Source organism: Acidobacteriota bacterium, from assembly GCA_009838525.1.
In the GTDB taxonomy this organism is placed as follows: Bacteria; Acidobacteriota; Vicinamibacteria; order Vicinamibacterales; family UBA8438; genus VXRJ01.
On the sequence record VXRJ01000018.1, the window covers coordinates 728,346 to 745,278 of the forward strand.

Annotated in this window: 12 protein-coding genes; 4 read left to right on the top strand and 8 right to left on the bottom strand. The window is 66.0% G+C overall.

Going from position 1 to position 16,933, the window contains the following annotated elements:
- The first annotated feature begins 179 nt into the window (after window positions 1-179).
- Window positions 180-2,537, top strand: a complete 2,358-nt coding sequence (lptG, locus tag F4Y45_09100; protein MXY24663.1) for an LPS export ABC transporter permease LptG — start codon at window positions 180-182, stop codon at window positions 2,535-2,537.
- A 13-nt stretch (window positions 2,538-2,550) separates the two neighbouring features.
- Here the strand turns inward: lptG and F4Y45_09105 are convergent, their stop codons facing one another.
- The 3 genes from F4Y45_09105 to xerD form a co-directional block, all read right to left on the bottom strand.
- Window positions 2,551-4,179, bottom strand: coding sequence for a hypothetical protein (locus F4Y45_09105; protein ID MXY24664.1), 1,629 nt, complete (start codon window positions 4,177-4,179; stop codon window positions 2,551-2,553).
- Window positions 4,180-4,473: 294 nt separating this feature from the next.
- Window positions 4,474-5,658, bottom strand: coding sequence for a methionine adenosyltransferase (locus F4Y45_09110; protein ID MXY24665.1), 1,185 nt, complete (start codon window positions 5,656-5,658; stop codon window positions 4,474-4,476).
- 102 nt (window positions 5,659-5,760) lie between these two features.
- Entirely contained in the window at window positions 5,761-6,639 is an 879-nt protein-coding gene (xerD, locus tag F4Y45_09115) for a site-specific tyrosine recombinase XerD (GenBank protein ID MXY24666.1), read from the bottom strand.
- Between xerD and F4Y45_09120 the strand changes: the two genes are divergently transcribed.
- The 3 genes from F4Y45_09120 to F4Y45_09130 are packed head-to-tail and all read left to right on the top strand — an operon-like array spanning window position 6,552 to window position 10,613.
- On the top strand, window positions 6,552-7,961 hold the full coding sequence (locus F4Y45_09120; protein MXY24667.1) for a DUF3347 domain-containing protein: 1,410 nt from the start codon (window positions 6,552-6,554) through the stop codon (window positions 7,959-7,961). The genes xerD and F4Y45_09120 overlap by 88 nt on opposite strands.
- A complete protein-coding gene (locus tag F4Y45_09125; GenBank protein MXY24668.1) occupies window positions 7,958-9,226 on the top strand; it encodes a hypothetical protein in 1,269 nt (422 codons plus the stop codon). The genes F4Y45_09120 and F4Y45_09125 overlap by 4 nt, the downstream gene beginning before the upstream one ends.
- Window positions 9,198-10,613 carry an amidohydrolase family protein gene (locus F4Y45_09130; GenBank protein ID MXY24669.1) on the top strand — a complete coding sequence of 472 codons (1,416 nt, stop codon included), beginning with the start codon at window positions 9,198-9,200 and terminating at the stop codon, window positions 10,611-10,613. Before F4Y45_09125 ends, F4Y45_09130 begins: the two co-directional genes overlap by 29 nt.
- Here F4Y45_09130 and asd read toward each other — a convergent pair.
- Genes asd through F4Y45_09155 form a run of 5 tightly spaced genes read right to left on the bottom strand, consistent with a single transcriptional unit; the run spans window position 10,598 to window position 16,794 of the window.
- Entirely contained in the window at window positions 10,598-11,662 is a 1,065-nt protein-coding gene (asd, locus tag F4Y45_09135) for an aspartate-semialdehyde dehydrogenase (GenBank protein MXY24670.1), read from the bottom strand. The genes F4Y45_09130 and asd overlap by 16 nt on opposite strands.
- A complete protein-coding gene (locus F4Y45_09140) occupies window positions 11,659-12,942 on the bottom strand; it encodes an aspartate kinase (protein MXY24671.1) in 1,284 nt (427 codons plus the stop codon). Before F4Y45_09140 ends, asd begins: the two co-directional genes overlap by 4 nt.
- Complete coding sequence (locus F4Y45_09145; GenBank protein MXY24672.1) at window positions 12,939-14,210, bottom strand: TIGR00300 family protein; 1,272 nt, start codon at window positions 14,208-14,210, stop codon at window positions 12,939-12,941. Before F4Y45_09145 ends, F4Y45_09140 begins: the two co-directional genes overlap by 4 nt.
- Window positions 14,210-15,487 (bottom strand): threonine synthase, encoded by a 1,278-nt coding sequence (locus F4Y45_09150; protein ID MXY24673.1) that lies wholly within the window; start codon window positions 15,485-15,487, stop codon window positions 14,210-14,212. Before F4Y45_09150 ends, F4Y45_09145 begins: the two co-directional genes overlap by 1 nt.
- Window positions 15,484-16,794 (bottom strand): homoserine dehydrogenase, encoded by a 1,311-nt coding sequence (locus F4Y45_09155; protein MXY24674.1) that lies wholly within the window; start codon window positions 16,792-16,794, stop codon window positions 15,484-15,486. Before F4Y45_09155 ends, F4Y45_09150 begins: the two co-directional genes overlap by 4 nt.
- Window positions 16,795-16,933: the final 139 nt, after the last annotated feature.

Below are 16,933 nucleotides of genomic sequence, written 5' to 3' on the forward strand. Positions count from 1 at the left end.
ACGTCCGATGAAGGTTTGGTCTCGCGAAACGGCTCCAGCGCTGCTGACACCACAGCCGCCGCGGCCTGCCGAAGGCTGGCTTACGCCAACGTCCGATGAAGGTCTGGCCTCGCGGAGATGGCTCAGGCGCTTGGCCGACGTGACGATGGGCCGATAGGATCGATCAACTGGAATACGCGATGTTTCGTATTACGAGCCGGTACATCGTCCGGGAAGTCATCCCGCCCTTCCTGCTGTCGCTTTTCGTGTTCACGTTTCTGCTGTTGCTTCCGCCGATTCGGGATCGGGCCGAAGAACTGATCGGGATCGGAATCGCGCCCGGCGAGATCATCCGGATGCTGGCGCTTCTGATTCCTCAGTCGCTCGGACTGACTATCCCGATGGGATTCCTGCTGGGCGTTCTGATGGCCCTCGGACGTCTTTCCAGCGATCGGGAAACGGTGGCGATGCAGGCATGCGGGATCAGCTTCGGACGGATTCTCGCCCCGCTCCTTCTCCTCGCTACTATCGTGGCGGCCGTCAACTGCTGGATCATGGTCGAGTTGATTCCCCGGTCGAATCTGGCGTTCCGCGAACTGGTCTTCCAGGTGGTGGCGAATCGCGCCGAGGGTGAGATCAAGCCGCGGGTCTTCCACGCGGACGACTTCCCCAATCTCGTCCTGTACGTTCAGGAGGTCTCCCAGACGGGCGGCGGGTGGTCAAATGTCTTCCTGGCGGACGTTGGGGACCCGAACCGGCCGGACATCTACGTGGCGGAGCGCGGCCAGGTCATGGTCGATGCGGAACGCGGCACCGTCGAAGTCGCCCTATCGCGCGGAACACGCCACCATGTCGACCCGGCACGACCGGAAGAGTACGAGCGGCACGCGTTTGAGGACCTGCTGATTCAGGTAGATGCATCGTCGACTTTCCCCGCCGGTGGCGTGCAGGAAGGCTATGCGGAGATGACAATCCCGCAACTGCGCGAGCGAGCCTCGGAGATGGAGGCGGACGGTTTGTCGCCCCACTGGCCCATCATGTACCTCCACCAGAAGTTCTCCATCCCGGTGGCGTGTTTCGTCTTCGTGCTGTTGGGCGCGGCCTTCGGGATCAGCAATCGGAAGGATGGCCGCCTCGCCAGCTTCGCGTTGGGTATCGGCGTGATCTTTGCGTACTACATCGCGATGTATACGGGTGAAGCGATGGCAATGGGCCAGCGTATGTCGCCCGAGCTAGCCCGATGGCTACCCAATATGGTCTTGGGAACCGCCGGAATCCTGCTGGTCTGGTGGCGTACGGGACGGACCGATCGACGCCTTCCGGGCGCAGCGCTGGCAGCGCGCCTACTTCCCCGCCGGGTTCCCGGCGCGGGCGCCGGGGCGGTCGACGGTCCGAAGGCTCCCGGTAACCGGGGCGAGGCGCTCGTCACGGTTCCCAGAGGATCGGCCACTATCGGCTTCAACATCCTCGACTGGTACGTGACCGGCATGTACCTCCGGTGGGTCGGTCTGGCCTTCGTCGGCCTGCTCGGCATCTTCTACATTACGGAGTTCGTCGAGCTCTCCGACAACCTGTTCAAGGAACAGGCGACCGGCCTGATGCTGCTGCAGTATCTCTGGTACGCCACGCCGCAGTTCATCTACTACGTTCTGCCGGTAGCAGGACTCGTGGCGACGCTCGTGACTATCGGGGTTCTGACCCGGACGAGCGAGCTTACCGTCATGAAGGCATGTGGCATCAGTCTGTACCGGGTGGCGCTCCCGCTACTTGCCTTCAGCCTGGTCTGGAGCGGCTGCCTGTTCCTGATGGCCGAGACGGTGCTTGCCAGAGCGAACCGGCAGGCGGAGGCGCTCGATCAGCAGATTCGTTCCGGCCGGGTCCAGATGTTCGATCCGCTGAACCGGCGGTGGCTGGTGGATGACAACGGCCACATTTATCACTACCTCCATTTCGATCCGGATCGCCAGGAAGTCGGGGCGCTCTCGATCTTCGAGTTCGAAGATACCCCCTGGTCTCTCCGCCGGCGGACCTTCATCGCGGAAGCAACGTTCGGAACCGACGCCGGGGCACCCGCGGGCTGGAACGGTCGCGACGTCTGGGAACAGGACTTCACCGCCGGCACTTCGAATGGCTCGGGGTACCGGCGCGATGCCGAGCGCCGACTAGCGACGATCGCCCCCCCGGAGGTGTTTGCGTCCGAACTGCCGGAAGCAGAGTTGATGAGCTTCCGGGAACTACAGCAGTACATCGAGGAACTGCGGGCACGCGGCTTCGATGTCGTAAGCCTGGTGGTAGCGCTTCACCGCAAGGCGTCGTTTCCCTTCGTTACGGTGATCCTGACGCTGATCGCGATTCCGTTCGCGGTCACCACCGGCCGGCGCGGCACGTTGTACGGTGTCGGCGCAGGAATTGTCCTCGCGTTCACCTACTGGATCGTCGTCAGCATCTTCGGAGCTTTCGGCAGCGCCGGAATGCTTGCGCCGATCATCGCCGCGTGGGCGCCGAACGCCTTTTTCGGGGCATCGGCCGGCTATTTCCTCTTCGCGGTTCGCACCTGAGGAACTCCCGCCTCTATGGCCCGACCAGGTGCGGGCCGACAATCGTCAGGCTGCCGCGCGTGCCGGGGAAAGTGTTGACGGTGTCGACGACGATCAACAGGCTGTCGACAGCTGCCAGATCCGGTTGCGCCTCCAGGTCCGGCGTCACCCGGACCAGTTGATCAAAAGGAACCGTCACGGCGCGTCGCTCCGTACCGACGTAGAACGAGCGGCGCCAGCGGTCACCCTCGCCGCCAGCCGGATGCGAACGCCTCAGCTGCAACGAGAGCCTCATCGGCTGAGACGCTTCGGTTTCGAACCGTACGGCCGTTGTGCCGACAAGTTCTCCCGCCTCGAGGGGCTGGACGGCCGCGGCATAGGTCTCCACATCGGATCCCAGCTCGAACGTCATCTGGATCTCCTCACCGGCGTCTGTTTCCGGTCCGAGACGATTCGAAGCCAGGAACACTTCGGCATCCCTCTGCTCTACCTGCCATTCGCGTGGCAGCCTTCTACCCTGGCCAGTTGCCGCCGGGTCGTCGGCTTGTTCCGGCAGACTACTCGGTTCTGCAGAGATGGCGCTCACCAGGTTGGTATCGCCCACCGCGTCGGCCGGCGCTCCCCCGACATAAATGGGGTTGCTCACGATCCAGGGAACGGGGGGATCGCCCGGGGCGTCCGGCAGAAAGACCTCGACGCGGAAGGCCGTCCAATCTTCGGGGGCCACCGGCGTGCGGTACGTCAGCGTCGGACCCGGCTCTCCCGCCAATATCGGGGCGCCGTTGCTCAAGAGCGTGAACGTCGCGTCCTCCACGCCAGCCACGTTCGCAATGAGGTCTACGGGGCCATTTCCCGGGGTCCACTCCCCCATTCGAATCAACTCGCCGCCCGCCGCCCGGCCGGTCCAGGCGACTCGGGCCGGCCCGGCAATGGCGTCTACCACGGTATAGACCCGTCCTTCGCGCAGCGAAGATAGGATGGCCGCCGCGTCCGGCAGTGCTTGACCAATGAGCGGCCGGTCCAGCTCGATCTGTACCGAGAGCGCACGGAAGACCGGTTCGTAGCCCGGCAGCCGCAGGCCTCCATTCTCGGCACTGCCGTCCCCCGCTCCTTCCCCGCCGTAGCCCTCGTCGTCCGCTTCCGTGGAGAGACGCCCGTGAGCATCCGCTGCACCAATACCGACGACCCGGCGCCGGGACGCCAGGTCGTCCCAGAGCGCCAGGGCCGACTCGGGGCGATCGAGCATCAAGGCAAGGCTCTCGGCGGGGCGAATCCAGTAGCCGAACAACACGTGCGCCAACGAGGTCCAGTTCTCGTCGCGCCATTCGCTGTCACCATTGATCCATTCGACCGCGTCGACCGGCAGCGAGGGGTCGGACCAGGCCAACGCCGGCCTCGGCGACGTAGGATGCGCAGCGATCCCGATGCCCCCCAGTCGGCGGACATCCTCGATCACGCCCCGTGCATCACCACCGAGAGGGTACGGCGCCGAGCCGAGACCTAGCGCTGCGTAGTGACCTCCATCGGTGCTGACTTCGACGCCATCGATCATCAGCACGCCCTCGTAGTAGGCCGGCGCCGCAATCCCGGTCGCGTCGCCGTGATCCGTCAGAACGACGAAGTCGAGGTCCGCCTCGGCGGCGGCAGTTGCGATCTGCGGCACCGTCCCGCTCCCGTCCGAGCGACGACTATGCACGTGGTACACGCCACGAGCCGTGTGAGTGATGCCGCCGGCTGCGCTACTCGCTGAGTCCGGACCGGCCTGGGACGGGGGGAGCGGCGTCTCCAGAACGCGTGCCGACGGCGGCAACAGGAGGCCGAAGACAAGGCCAGCGGCCGCCGCGAGGGCGACTATCCCGATGAGGGGCCGTAACCGCCCTGCTCGCCGTTCCATGCGCCCTGTCCCCAGAACGCTCGTCCTGGCAGCCCGTGGTGTAACCCAACTCGGCCGGGCGGCTCAGGAGTGGACCGCCGCCAGGCAGTCCGGCGCGCCAGCGGCTGCGCGCAGAGCGTCCGCCTTGTCGGTTCGCTCCCAGGTGAACTCCGGCTCTGAACGCCCGAAGTGACCGAACGCCGCGGTTGATCGGTAGATTGGCCTGCGCAGATCGAGTGTTTCAATGATGTCCCGGGGCTTCAGCGCGAAGTGAGCCTGCACGAGGTCCCCGAGCTGTTCGTCCGTCATTCCGGTGGTGCCGGTACCGAACGTCTCGACCAGCACCGAAACCGGGTCGGCGACCCCGATCGCGTACGCCAGTTGAACCTGCACGCGGTCCGCGAGACCCGCCGCGACGCAGTTCTTCGCAATGTAGCGGGCCATGTAGGCCGCGGAACGGTCCACCTTTGTCGGGTCCTTTCCGGAGAACGCGCCGCCGCCATGGGGCGCCATGCCCCCGTACGTGTCGACGATGATCTTGCGTCCGGTCAGGCCGCAGTCGCCGTGCGGGCCGCCGGTGACGAACCGGCCGGTTGGATTCACGTGGATGATCGTCCGGTCGTCGAGGAGGCTCGCCGGCAACGTCGAACGGACGACCGCCTCCTCGATTCCCGCGCGCAACCGCTCGGTCGACACTTGGTCGCTGTGCTGGCTCGATACGACGACCGTGTGGATCCGCTGCGGTTCGTCGCCGACGTACTCGACCGTCACCTGCGACTTTCCGTCCGGCCTCAGGTACTCGAGCACGCCGTCGCGCCGCGCCGTTGACAGCGCCTTCACGAGACGGTGCGACAGGGCGATCGGGAGCGGCATCCGTTCCGGCGTCTCCGTGCAGGCGTAGCCGAACATCAATCCCTGATCGCCTGCCCCGCCCGGATCGACCCCCATCGCGATGTCGGGCGACTGGCTGTGCAGCCTCACCTGCACCTCGCAAGTGTTGGCGTCGAAGCCGAACGCAGCGTCGGTATAGCCGACGTCGCGCACCGCATCGCGCGCCACCGCCTCGTAGTCGACCTCGGCGCTGGTGGTGATCTCGCCCGCCAGGACGATGAGGTCGGTCGTCAGAAGCGACTCACAGGCGACACGTCCCCTGGGATCCTCGGCGAAGATGGCGTCGAGGACACCGTCCGAAACCTGATCCGCGATCTTGTCCGGATGTCCTTCGGTGACCGACTCGGAAGTGAAAAGATAGTGGCCGGTTCGGTGCATGGGTTGTGGTTCTCCTTCAGTATCGCTCCGGCTCTGGCGGGCAGGACGCGCCCACGGCAACCGTGGAGAGTACCAGCCCTCATACTGCCCGGTCAACGTAAGTCAGGCCCGCGGATGAAATGCCTCGAAGACCGCCTTGAGGCGAGCGTCCAGAACATGGGTGTAGATCTGCGTCGTAGACAGGTCCGAGTGCCCCAGCAGCGTCTGGATCGATCGGAGATCCGCCCCACGCTCCAGCAGGTGCGTGGCAAACGAATGCCGCAGAACATGGGGACTCAGGTCCCGTGGCAGCCCGGCCCGTTGGCCGTACTGTTTCAGTTTCTTCCAGAAACCGACGCGGCTCAGCTTTCCGCCCCCGCGAGCATTGACGAAGAGCCAGGACGATGTCCGCCCCTTGAGCAGCGCGGGCCGGGCTTCGTCGCGATAGCGGGTCACCCACTCGACCGCGGGCGCTCCCATCGGCACGAGGCGCTCCTTGTTCCCCTTGCCGAGGCAGGTGAGATAGCCATGGCGCAGGTTGAGATCGCCGGGCCGAAGCGACACCAGTTCAGTCACGCGGAGACCCGTGGCGTACAGGAGTTCAATGAGCGCCCGGTCGCGCAGACCGGCCGGCGTTCCGGTATCGGGCTGAGCGATCAATGTGTCGATTGCTTCGGCCGAGAGCGCCGACGGCAACGCCGGCCATGACCGCGGCGGCCGCAGATCTTCGGCCGGGTTCTCGTCGATGCGGCCGTCCGCCACCAGGAAGCGGTAGAAGCTCCGGACGCTGGCTACCACCCGGGCCACCGACCGGGGCGCGAGGCCGTCCGTCATTCTCTCGCGAACGAACGCCTCCAGGTCCTGCCGGCCAAGACGATCGAGCTCCTTGCGCCGACTGTCAGCGTACGCCGCGAGTGCCGCCAGGTCTCGGCGGTAGCTCGCGAGGGTGTGCGGAGACAGCCGGCGAACACCCTTCAGAACGTCAAGCCAAGCCTCAACCAGCCCGCGGGCGCGGTCGGCTGGAGACCAGCGTTGTATACTGGGCAACGTCGAACAACCCGGTTCGCGTCACTCTACAGGGGTTTCGTCAGTTGGCTCAACAGTTCGTGCGGGTTGTCGCCATCGGCCTTGCGCTCGGTTTGCCGCTGGCCGGCTGCGCCACTCGCAACGCCTCCGTCATTCCCGTTGCCGCCCAGCCGGCCGACTTCCCGACCCAGCTCGCCGAGTATGTGCGGGCGCAGACGGCGCTCGCCGCCGACGATTTCGAAGGAGCCCAGACCGCGCTTGCCGGCCTGATCGCCATAGCGGATCCGACCATCCGGCCACTCGCCGAAGTGGCGGCCGGCGCGAACGACATTGCGTCCATGCGAAGTGACTTCAAGCCGCTGTCAGAGTTCCTGGCAGCCATGGAGTTGCCACCGGGCTATGCACGCGCCTACTGTCCGATGTACGACGGCGGATCGAACTGGGTGCAGGTGGACGGCCCGGTCCGCAACCCGTACTACGGTTCGGAGATGCTCACCTGCGGCGTGGTCGACGCGGCCCCGGGTGCGCACATGGACCACAGCCCGCAACACGGCGGGCGAGTCTTCATGGCGCCCGACAGTTTTCACCACATCGAGGGGGTTTACCCCGAGCCGGGGATCTTCCGTCTCTATGCAACCGACAACTACCGCGAGCCAGTGGATGTCACGTTCTGGATGGGACGCATCGTTCTCGAGGAGGAGTACGACGCGGAGAGCGACGAGTTCGTTGAAGTTCGGTCGGCCGCCCTGCTGCCGTCGCCCGACGGCGCGTACCTCGAGGCGGAAGTCGGCGATCAGCCCTTTCCCGCCGAGATGATCGCCAAGATTCGCGTCGTGGAGGAGTTTCCTGAGGATCGGTTCGATTTCATCTTCAGCGAGTTCTCCAGCGCTGCGCCCGATGTAATCGATACTTCGCCCGCTGCCGCGGTGCCCGAGACGCTGCCGCTTGCCGAGCGTATCCGCCCACGCATCCCGGAACTGACGAGCGACATCGTTCAGGGGATCAGCCAGCGGAACGAAGAGATCGCAAACCTGGTAGCGACCGGCGGATTCACAGAGATCTTCATTCCGGCGCTTCAGTCGAAGGAACTGGCGCTCGCGCTGCACGATCGGGCGGAGGACCTGCCAGCGCAGGACCGCAATCTGATCCGAATCGCGGTTCGCAGCCTCGTCCGCTCCGCCTGGCTCCTTGACTGGTACGGAGATCTGGGCAACAAGCAGCAGGTCAGCGACGCGCACGACGTCTTCGACGAGGCGGTCGATCTCATCACCGAGATCTACGGAGGCGTGGAACCATGACATCGAGACGTCGGACGGGGGGCGCAACGATCGTGCGCATCGCGGCCAGCGCGCTGCTCACTTTGGTGATCGTGCTCACGGCGAGCTTGCCAACGGAAACGCACACGCCGATCGCATCACGCTGGAACTACAACGAGCACCTCTTCCCGATATTCCGGGACAACTGCGGAGCCTGCCACCGCGAGGGAGGCATCGCTCCGATGTCGCTCGTCACCTACAACGAGGCCTTCCCCTGGGCGCAGTCGATTCGCGAGGAGGTGCTTGGTCTTCGGATGCCGCCGTGGAAGGCGGAGGATGGCTTCGGCGACTTCCGGAACGGTCATGCCCTTCCCGCGAAGGAGATGGACATGATCCTCGAATGGTCCAGCGGCGGCTATCCGCAGGGGCCCCGCAACATGGAGCTCGACCCGGTCACCGGCCCCACCGACTGGCCACTCGGAGCGCCGGACCTGGAACTTGAGATGCCAGATCCGTTCACGGTCGACACAGGGACGAGCGAGACGGTTCGCTACTTCGTCTTACCGTCCGGCGCCAATGCGGATCGCCTTGTGACGGGCGCGGATGTGATACCCGGCGCGAGTGCGGTCGTCCGGGACGTGGCGATCTACATCGACCCGTCGGGGACGGCACGGTCGCTTGACGAGGCTGATCCGGAGCCGGGCTTTGCCGAGCCCGACGGCGCCCGCTTCCCTGCCGCCCCACCGATGGCGCTCTGGTCACCCGGCCGCGCGAGTGTTGTTCTGGAGAACACCGCTCACCCGATGCCGGCCGGAGCCGATGTCGTTGTGCGAATCCACTACAAGAAGACCTGGATAACGGACGGGCAGGAATTCACGGACCAGAGCCGGGTCGGCCTTTACTTCGCCGACGGTGATGCGGCGACCATCGAGTCGATCCTGATCGCTTCGCCAGCCGATGAAGCAGGCCGGACGATCACGTTCAGCCAGGCAATCGACAGCGACGTAAGAGTGCTTGCCATGCTGCCGGAGATCGAGATAGAGGCAAGGGACGTACAGGTCGTGGCAGTGACTCCTGACGGCTCTCGAGTGCCGATGCTGTTCCTCCGAGAGCCGGACACCGCATGGCCTACCCGCTACTGGTTCGATGCGCCGATCGCTCTGCCGGCCGGGACGACCATCGAGGTGGAGGCAGTCGTCCATCCAGGCGCGGACCATACGCCGGGACGGTCTCTGTTCGGCGCCGACGCGGGGGCGCCGATCCGCCTGATGATGGACTATGCGAGCGGCGCTGCCGTCGCCAACTGAGTCGATCGCGCTCGTCGCGGCTCTTTTCGCGACCGGCTGCGCGGAACTGAGTTCGCCCGCACCCATTCCCACCCTCTCAATTGGCGTCGTCGATGCCAACGTCTGGACTGGCGACCCGGAACGGCCGCTGGTCGAGGCGATCGGTGTGGCCGGTGATCGTGTCGCGGCGCTGGGATCGAGTGACGCGATTCGGGCGCTGGCGACCGACGCAATCATCATTGACGCGGACGGCGCTACCGTCGTGCCCGGCTTCATAGACGCCCATGTCCACCTGCTCGACGCCGGTCACCGACTGCTGGCGGATTCCACGGGCGACGCGCTGCTGCTGGACGATGACTTCTGGCCAGTAGCGCCGGAGCCACCGCCCGCTTACACGCCGGCCGAGGACGACGCGGCGCTGGACGCCGCCCTCGCCTATCTGGCAGAACGCGGAGTTACGTCGGTCCATCACATGGGAAGCTGGAGCGACCTGGAGGCACTCGGACGGGCGCGCGACTCGGGACGCCTTACCGTGCGGGTCTACGCCGCGGTGCCCCTGCCCACGTGGCGGCGGCTGCGCGACGCGATCGCCGATGGCCGTTTTGGCGGCGACGACGGACGGGGAGACAACTGGCTCCGAGTCGGTGCGCTGAAGGGCGTAGTGGACGGTACCGTCGAGACCGGTACCGCCGCGCTTGATCGCCCCTATCCCGACTCGGCCGACGATCGCGGCTTGATGCTGTACGACGTCGATCGACTTAGCGCGCAGGTCGATGCGGCTGACGCGGCAGAGCTCCAGGTGGCCCTTCACGCGGTCGGCAGCCGCGCCAATCACCTGGCGCTCAACGCCTACGAGCGGGTGATAGCGGCAAACGGTCCGCGCGACCGCAGGTTTCGGATCGAGCATGCACAACATCTCCGGCCGGACGACATTGCCCGGTTCGCCGCGCTGGACGTGATCGCCAGCATGCAGCCGGCCGGGATAGGTGACACCGGTCCGCGATTGGAAGCGATGGTGGGCAGCGCCGCGCTCGCGGAACCGTTTCCCGTCCGGTCCCTTCTGGACACCGGCGCGGTCGTGGCGTTCGGGACGAACTGGGGATTTGCACCGGCGGGCCCCATCCTCGGCCTGTACGGGGCGGTCACCCGGCGTCCGCTCGAAGCGTTCTATCGGAGCAGCTGGACCCCATCCGAGAGGATCACGATCGCCCGGGCTCTCAACGCCTACACCATTGCTGGCGCGTACGCCTCTTTCGAGGATCGAATCAAGGGGCGGCTGGCGATCGGGCAACTGGCCGACTTCGCGGTCCTCGACCTGGCGCTGCTCTCCGTGCCCTTGCCGGACGTCCGCCTGGCGTCGGTCGTCGTTACCGTTACCGGCGGCCGAATCGTCTACGACGCGCGCTGATTTAGCAGGCCATCGACCCGCATCATCTCGGCGTTCAGGATCGCCGCGCCGGCCGCGCCGCGAATGGTGTTGTGCCCGAGCGCAACGAACTTCCAGTCGAGGACGGGGCATCGCCGGAGGCGGCCGACCGTAACCGCCATGCCCTGCTCGCAGTCGACATCCAGCCGCGGCTGCGGGCGGTCCGGGTCGCCTGTGTAGTGAATCGGGCGCGCGGGCGCGGTCGGCAGCCCTTCCTCCTGTGGCCGGCCGCCGAACGAGCGGAACGCGTCGATCAGGTCCTGTTCCGACGGCGAGTCCTCGAATTCGACCGAAACCAGCATCGTATGCCCATTCAGGACAGGCACCCGCGTCGTCGTCGCGCTCACGACCATCGGGTGCGGGTGGATCGCGCCACCGTTCAGCGTGCCGAGAATCTTCTGGGTTTCCGTTTCCATCTTGTCCTCCTCGCCCCGGATGTGCGGGAGGATGTTGCCCGTGATGTCGAGTGACGCCACCCCCGGATAGCCGGCGCCGGACACTGCCTGCAACGTGGAAACGGTCACCCGGGAGGGATTGAATGGCCGGAGCGGCGCCAGGGCAAGCGTCAGGACGATGGTCGAGCAGTTCGGATTGGTGACAATACGCCCCGGCCATCCCCGTGCACGCCCCTGCACGTCTAGCAGCGCGAGATGGTCCGCGTTGATCTCCGGAATGAGCAGCGGCACGTCCGTTTCCATGCGGTAGTTCCGTGCGTTGCTCACCACCGTGTGCCCCGCCTCCGCGAACGCCCGCTCCACCTCACCCGCCACGGACGAGTCGAGGCCCGAAAAGACGAGGCTCGGCGACGCGCCCCCGGGCTCGCAACGCTGCACGGTCATCCCGGCAACGAACTCCGGGCGAGGCGTCGGGAGACGCCACGCCGTGGCGTCCGCGTAGGGCTTGCCGGCGGAGCGCTCGCTTGCGCCAATCCAGGCCACCTCGAACCAGGGATGGTCCGCCAACCCTGCTATGAACTCCTGCCCCACCGTCCCGGTGGCGCCCAGCACGCCAACCGGCACCCGCTCACTCATCTCACCTCCTGCCGTTCCGCCGACGCTGCCGCATCCGCCGTCTCGCCCAGCGGGAAGAACTCGTCATGCACCGCCTGTACCGCCCGCTCCGCGTCGACGGCATTGATCACGCAGGCGATCTTCATCTCCGACGAGCTGATGCAGTCGATGTTGATCCCCTCGCGCGCCAGCACGGCGAACATCCGGGCCGCGAGGCTGGGTGTCGAGGCCAGACGCGACCCGACGATCGAGATCTTGGCGACATCGGGGTCCACCTCGTCCGACTGCGCCAGGCCGCGCGCCTTCCAGCCATCGATCAGAGGGCGGGTCGCATCGACGTATTCGGTATCGAGAACGAACGTAATTCGCCCGATTCCCGCCGCGCTCGCACTCTGAATAATCAACCGGACGTTGATCGACCGCGCGGCCAGGTCCTGAAACACCTCTGCCGCAAGGCCGGGCCGATCCGGCACATCAATCAATGTCACCTTGGCGATCTTCGTCTCCTTGTTGACGCCGACGACCGCCGCCTGTTCCATCACCATCTCTTCTGCTCCACGGATCCACGTGCCTTCTCCGTTATGGAAGCTGGACCGCACATGGATCGGAATCCTGTAGGCCATGCAAACTTCCGCCGCGCGGGGATGCAGCACCTTGGCGCCGCTCGACGCCATTTCGATCGCTTCCTCGTAGGTCATCTCGACCCAGCGCGTCGCGTGCGGGACGACGCGCGGGTCTGCGGACATGACGCCATCGACGTCGGTGCAGATTTCGCATACGGTGGCGCCCACGGCCGCCGCCACCGCGGCGCCGGTGATGTCGCTGCCACCACGTCCAAGGGTGGTCACCTCCTGATCACGCGTGATCCCCTGAAAGCCCGTGATGATCACCACGCGCCCGTGTTCGAACTCCGCGTTGATGCGTGCCGTGTCGATCGACTCGATCCGTGCGATGTTGTACGCATCGTCGGTGCGGATGCCGCACTGCGACGCGGTCAGCGAGACCGCCGGTATCCCGCGATTCTGCAACGCCAGGCCGAGGAGCGATACGGACACCTGCTCACCCGTCGCCAGCAGGAGATCCATCTCTCGCCCGCGCGGTTCCGACGACACCTGATGCGCCAGACCAACCAACTCGTCCGTGGTCTTCCCCATCGCCGAAAGCACCACCGCCAGCCGCTGCGTCTCCTCCCGGGCGCGCGCTACGCGGTCGGCAATCCTGCAGATATGCTCTGCCGTGGCGACCGAAGTCCCGCCATATTTCTGGACGACGACGGGGGCCGCGGCGCTGGCGCCGGTCATCGCGCACCTCCCACCGCGGCGCTGGCCAGCTTCGCCGCCGCCAGCTGCGACGTCAACTGGTGCAGGAAGAGCCCGACGTCGGTGACGATGCCGGCCGTCTGGGACGACCCTCGATCCGCGAGCTTGGTTACAACCGCGGGATTGATGTCGACACAGACGACGCGGACACTCGACGGGAGCATGTTGCCGACACCAATACTGTGGAGCATCGTGGAGAGCATCACCACAAGGCTGACGTCGCGCAGTGAAGCCGCGTAGCGATCCTGCGCCTCGATCAGGTCCATCACCGTGTCGGGCAGCGGTCCGTCATCCCGGATGCTTCCCGCCAGGACATACTCGACATTGTTGCGGATTGCCTCGTACATGATGCCGGAGCGAAGCACACCCCGCTCCACCGCTGGCCGCAGGCCGCCCGCGCGGCTCACGACGTTGATCGCCCGCATGTGATTCCGGTGACCTTCCTTGACCGCGATTCCCGCATTCAGGTCGATGCCGAGCGACGTGCCGAATAGTGCATGCTCGACGTCATGTACGGCCAGCGCGTTCCCGGCCAGAATGACGTCGACGTAACCCTGGCGGATCAACTCGGCAAAGTACTCGGCGCCACCACTGTGAACCACCACCGGACCGGCAACGAACGCGATTCGTCCCCCCGCCGCCTTCGTCGTGCGCAACATCGACACGACGCGCGCCACGCTCACCTCCACGCGCCGCTCGGTCGAGACATCGCCCGTCATGAATGCGAAGCCGAGCCGGTCGCGCTCCCGGAACTCGGGCGACACGCGCACGCCGGCGACGCCGCAGACCACCTGGTCGCCGGCCCGGACGTCGCGGAGCTTGCGACACTCGGCATGGCCGTCCGCGACGATGATCACCGCGTCCATGCGCTGCCGCGCCACTTCAAGCCAGTCGCCGCCGTGATGGACGAAAGTCCGGTGGTTCGTAGTCGAATAGAAATCGTCCGGCACGCAGCCGTCCGCTTCCGCCGGCTCGAGCTTCGCATCCCGTTTCGCCGCTGCATGACAACCGAGCGGCATGAGATTCGAGAGCAGCTCCGTCAGCACCGCCGGGCTCGGCGCCGTCACCCTCAGCTGGAGATGCGAAATTTCCTCGTTCGTTCGTCCCAGATCAAACCGGAGCACCTCGAACGATGCTCCGTGCTCGATCACCCGGTCGAAGACCTCCTGGAGGAGGTTCGAATCGACCAGATGGCCTTCCGCCTCGACAACTTCGCTTCTCTCGGAGCGCAGCGCTTCGGTCTCGGTCATCACGCCCCTGCTGCTCCCGACGCACCGACCTTCGCTCCCCGCGCCGCGTCGCGCTCGGCGACGAACTGCTCGAACTCCCCCAGCGAGCGGCCGAGGGCGGTCGGTGCGTCGACCAGCGAGGACATCACGTCGGCGGTCTTGTAGCCATTGCCAGTAATACAGATGACCGTGCTCTCGTCGCGCGGGATTACCCCCTGCTCGAACAGCTTGCGCGCCACCGCAAGGGTCGTCCCGCCCGCCGGCTCCGTGAAGATGCCCTCGGTTCGCGCCAGCAGCCCGATCGCATCGAGAATCTCATCGTCGGTGGCGGAGGCGCCACCACCGCCCGATTCCCGCACGCTACGCAGTACGTGATAGCCGTCGGCCGGCGCGCCGATCGCGATTGACTTGGCAATCGTGTCCGGCCGAACCGGCTCGGGATAGTCGAGCCCCGTCTCGAGCGCGTGGATCACTGGAGCGCAGCCCGTCGCCTGCGCCGCATGGATGCGGGGTGGCGATCCATCCATCAGACCAGCGTCCAGAAGGTCGTTAAAGCCACGGCCGATCCGCGGCAACAACGTACCGCCCGCCACCGGACAGACGAGGTGCTGCGGGAAGCGCCAGCCGAGCTGCTCGACGATCTCGAAACCCATCGTCTTCGCGCCCTCGGCGTAGTAGGCGCGCAGGTTGATGTTTGCGAACGCCCAGCCGTACTTGTCTCCCACCTGCGTACAAAGGCGATTGACGTCATCGTAGGTCCCGTCGATCGCCACCACGTGCGGCCCGCTCACCGCGGAGCCCAGGATCTTCCCCGGCTCGAGCGTCCGCGGGATAAAGACGTAACACTCGAGGCCAAGCCGCGCCGCGTGCGCGGCGACGCTGTTCGCGAGGTTGCCGGTCGAGGCACAGCCGAACACGCCGGCGCCCAGCTCGCACGCCCGCGTGGCCGCCACCGGAACGACACGGTCCTTGTACGACAGGGTCGGGTGATTGACCGAATCGTCCTTCACATAGAGCTCGCGCACGCCCAGCTCCGCCGCCAGGCGGTCGGCGCGCACGAGCGGTGTGAATCCGGACGCAAGGCCGGTCCGAGGCTCGCCGTCGATTGGAAGAAACTCACGATACCGCCAGAGGCTGGGAGGCCGTGCGGCGATCGTCTCGCGCGAGACGTCCCGCCGGATCGCGTCACGATCGTACGTCGTCTCAAGGGGACCGAGGCACTCCGGGCAAACGTAGAACGCCTCGGCCGGAAAAGACGCCTGGCACATTGAGCATTGCAGGCCGGTCAGGTAGCTCATCGACGGTCTCCGGGAAGCAGGATTGGCATCCAGACGGGTGGGCGGGCGTGAAAATCGAACGCGGCGATTTCCGCCAGCGCCGCCTGCACGACATCCGTGCGGCACGGTTCGAGTGTGACGACGAATGGAAGCTCCGACTTCGAATAGCCCGGCACCTGCAACACCGAGTCGAAGTTCAATTCATGGCGGAGACACACTTCTGCGATCGCCGCGATGATTCCGGGACGGTCGACGACGACGAACCGAAGGTACTGCGGCGCAACGAAGTCCGCTTCTATCTCTGCGCGCGGTGGCACGGGCGTCCGCAGGGGCGGCGCTTCGCTGCCGATCCGCGCGATCGCCTCAAGGTCGGAGACCACCGCCACGGCAGTCGGATTTCCACCCGCGCCGAAGCCGCGAAACGCCGTCTCGCCGCCGTGCGAGCCCTCGACCACGACGACGTTCTGGCTTCCTTCGGCGCGCGCCATTGGCGATCGAATCGGGACCAGCATCGGCTGAACCGATGCCGTTATGCGATCGTCGCCGCCCCCGTTCACCAGTTCGGCGTGCGATACCTGGCGAATGGTGCTGTCAAGGCGTCGCGCGTAGACGAAGTCGATCGGCTCGACCGGACGGATCGATCGGAGGGGAATCGTGCTGGCGTCGAGGCGGCGTCCGAGGCCGACCGCCGCAAGTATCGCCAGCTTCGCGCCGGCATCGCCTCCGTCGATGTCCGCCGTCGGATCCGCCTCGGCGAAACCCTTCTCCTGCGCCTCCGCGAGCACTGCGTCGAACGACAGCTCCGGCTCCCTTTCCATGCGCGTCAGAATGTAGTTGCAGGTGCCGTTCAGCACCCCCGCGACACGGCAAAGACGGTCACCTGCCAACCCTTCCCGCACCGCGCGGATGATCGGCACGCCGCCAGCTACCGCCGCCTCGAACAGCAGATGCCGCCGGTGTTCCGCCGCCACATCAAGCAACTGGGCGCCGCTCTCGGCGATCACCTGCTTGTTTGCAGTGACGACGGACTTCCCCGCCTCAAGGGCCTGCCGGATCCAGTCGGCAGCCGGATGGGTACCGCCAATCAGCTCGACCACGATGTCGGCGTCGGAATCGAGAACGTCGGCAAAATCGGAAGTCCACACCAGATCGTCCGGTGTCCAAACCGCCGACGTCCGCTTCCGATTGACGTCGCGGTTGCAGACATGGGTAAGCCTGAGCGGCCGACCGTCCCCCGTGCCGAGGATCCTGGCGACCGACTGCCCGACCGTACCGAAACCGACGATCGCAACCTTCAGCACAGCGTCATTACCAAAAAAAATAGCCATCAGCCGACTGGCGGATGATGGCCATTGGAGCGTCGAGTTGTGCCGCTGGCGTCATCCGCTACCCGTGCGCCCCGTCATCGGGGTGCCCGGAGTAGCCGTGGTCTTCATGTGGCCAGCCGTCATGACCTTATGGCGATGC

Excerpts from the sequence above, each read along its gene's own strand:
- F4Y45_09110 (MXY24665.1), bottom strand. The coding sequence starts at position 5,658 with ATGCACCGAACCGGCCACTATCTTTTCACTTCCGAGTCGGTCACCGAA.
- F4Y45_09145 (MXY24672.1), bottom strand. The coding sequence starts at position 14,210 with ATGACCGAGACCGAAGCGCTGCGCTCCGAGAGAAGCGAAGTTGTCGAG.
- F4Y45_09140 (MXY24671.1), bottom strand. The coding sequence starts at position 12,942 with ATGACCGGCGCCAGCGCCGCGGCCCCCGTCGTCGTCCAGAAATATGGC.
- lptG (MXY24663.1), top strand. The coding sequence starts at position 180 with ATGTTTCGTATTACGAGCCGGTACATCGTCCGGGAAGTCATCCCGCCC.
- F4Y45_09130 (MXY24669.1), top strand. The coding sequence starts at position 9,198 with ATGCGAGCGGCGCTGCCGTCGCCAACTGAGTCGATCGCGCTCGTCGCG.
- F4Y45_09155 (MXY24674.1), bottom strand. The coding sequence starts at position 16,794 with ATGGCTATTTTTTTTGGTAATGACGCTGTGCTGAAGGTTGCGATCGTC.
- F4Y45_09125 (MXY24668.1), top strand. The coding sequence starts at position 7,958 with ATGACATCGAGACGTCGGACGGGGGGCGCAACGATCGTGCGCATCGCG.
- F4Y45_09150 (MXY24673.1), bottom strand. The coding sequence starts at position 15,487 with ATGAGCTACCTGACCGGCCTGCAATGCTCAATGTGCCAGGCGTCTTTT.
- asd (MXY24670.1), bottom strand. The coding sequence starts at position 11,662 with ATGAGTGAGCGGGTGCCGGTTGGCGTGCTGGGCGCCACCGGGACGGTG.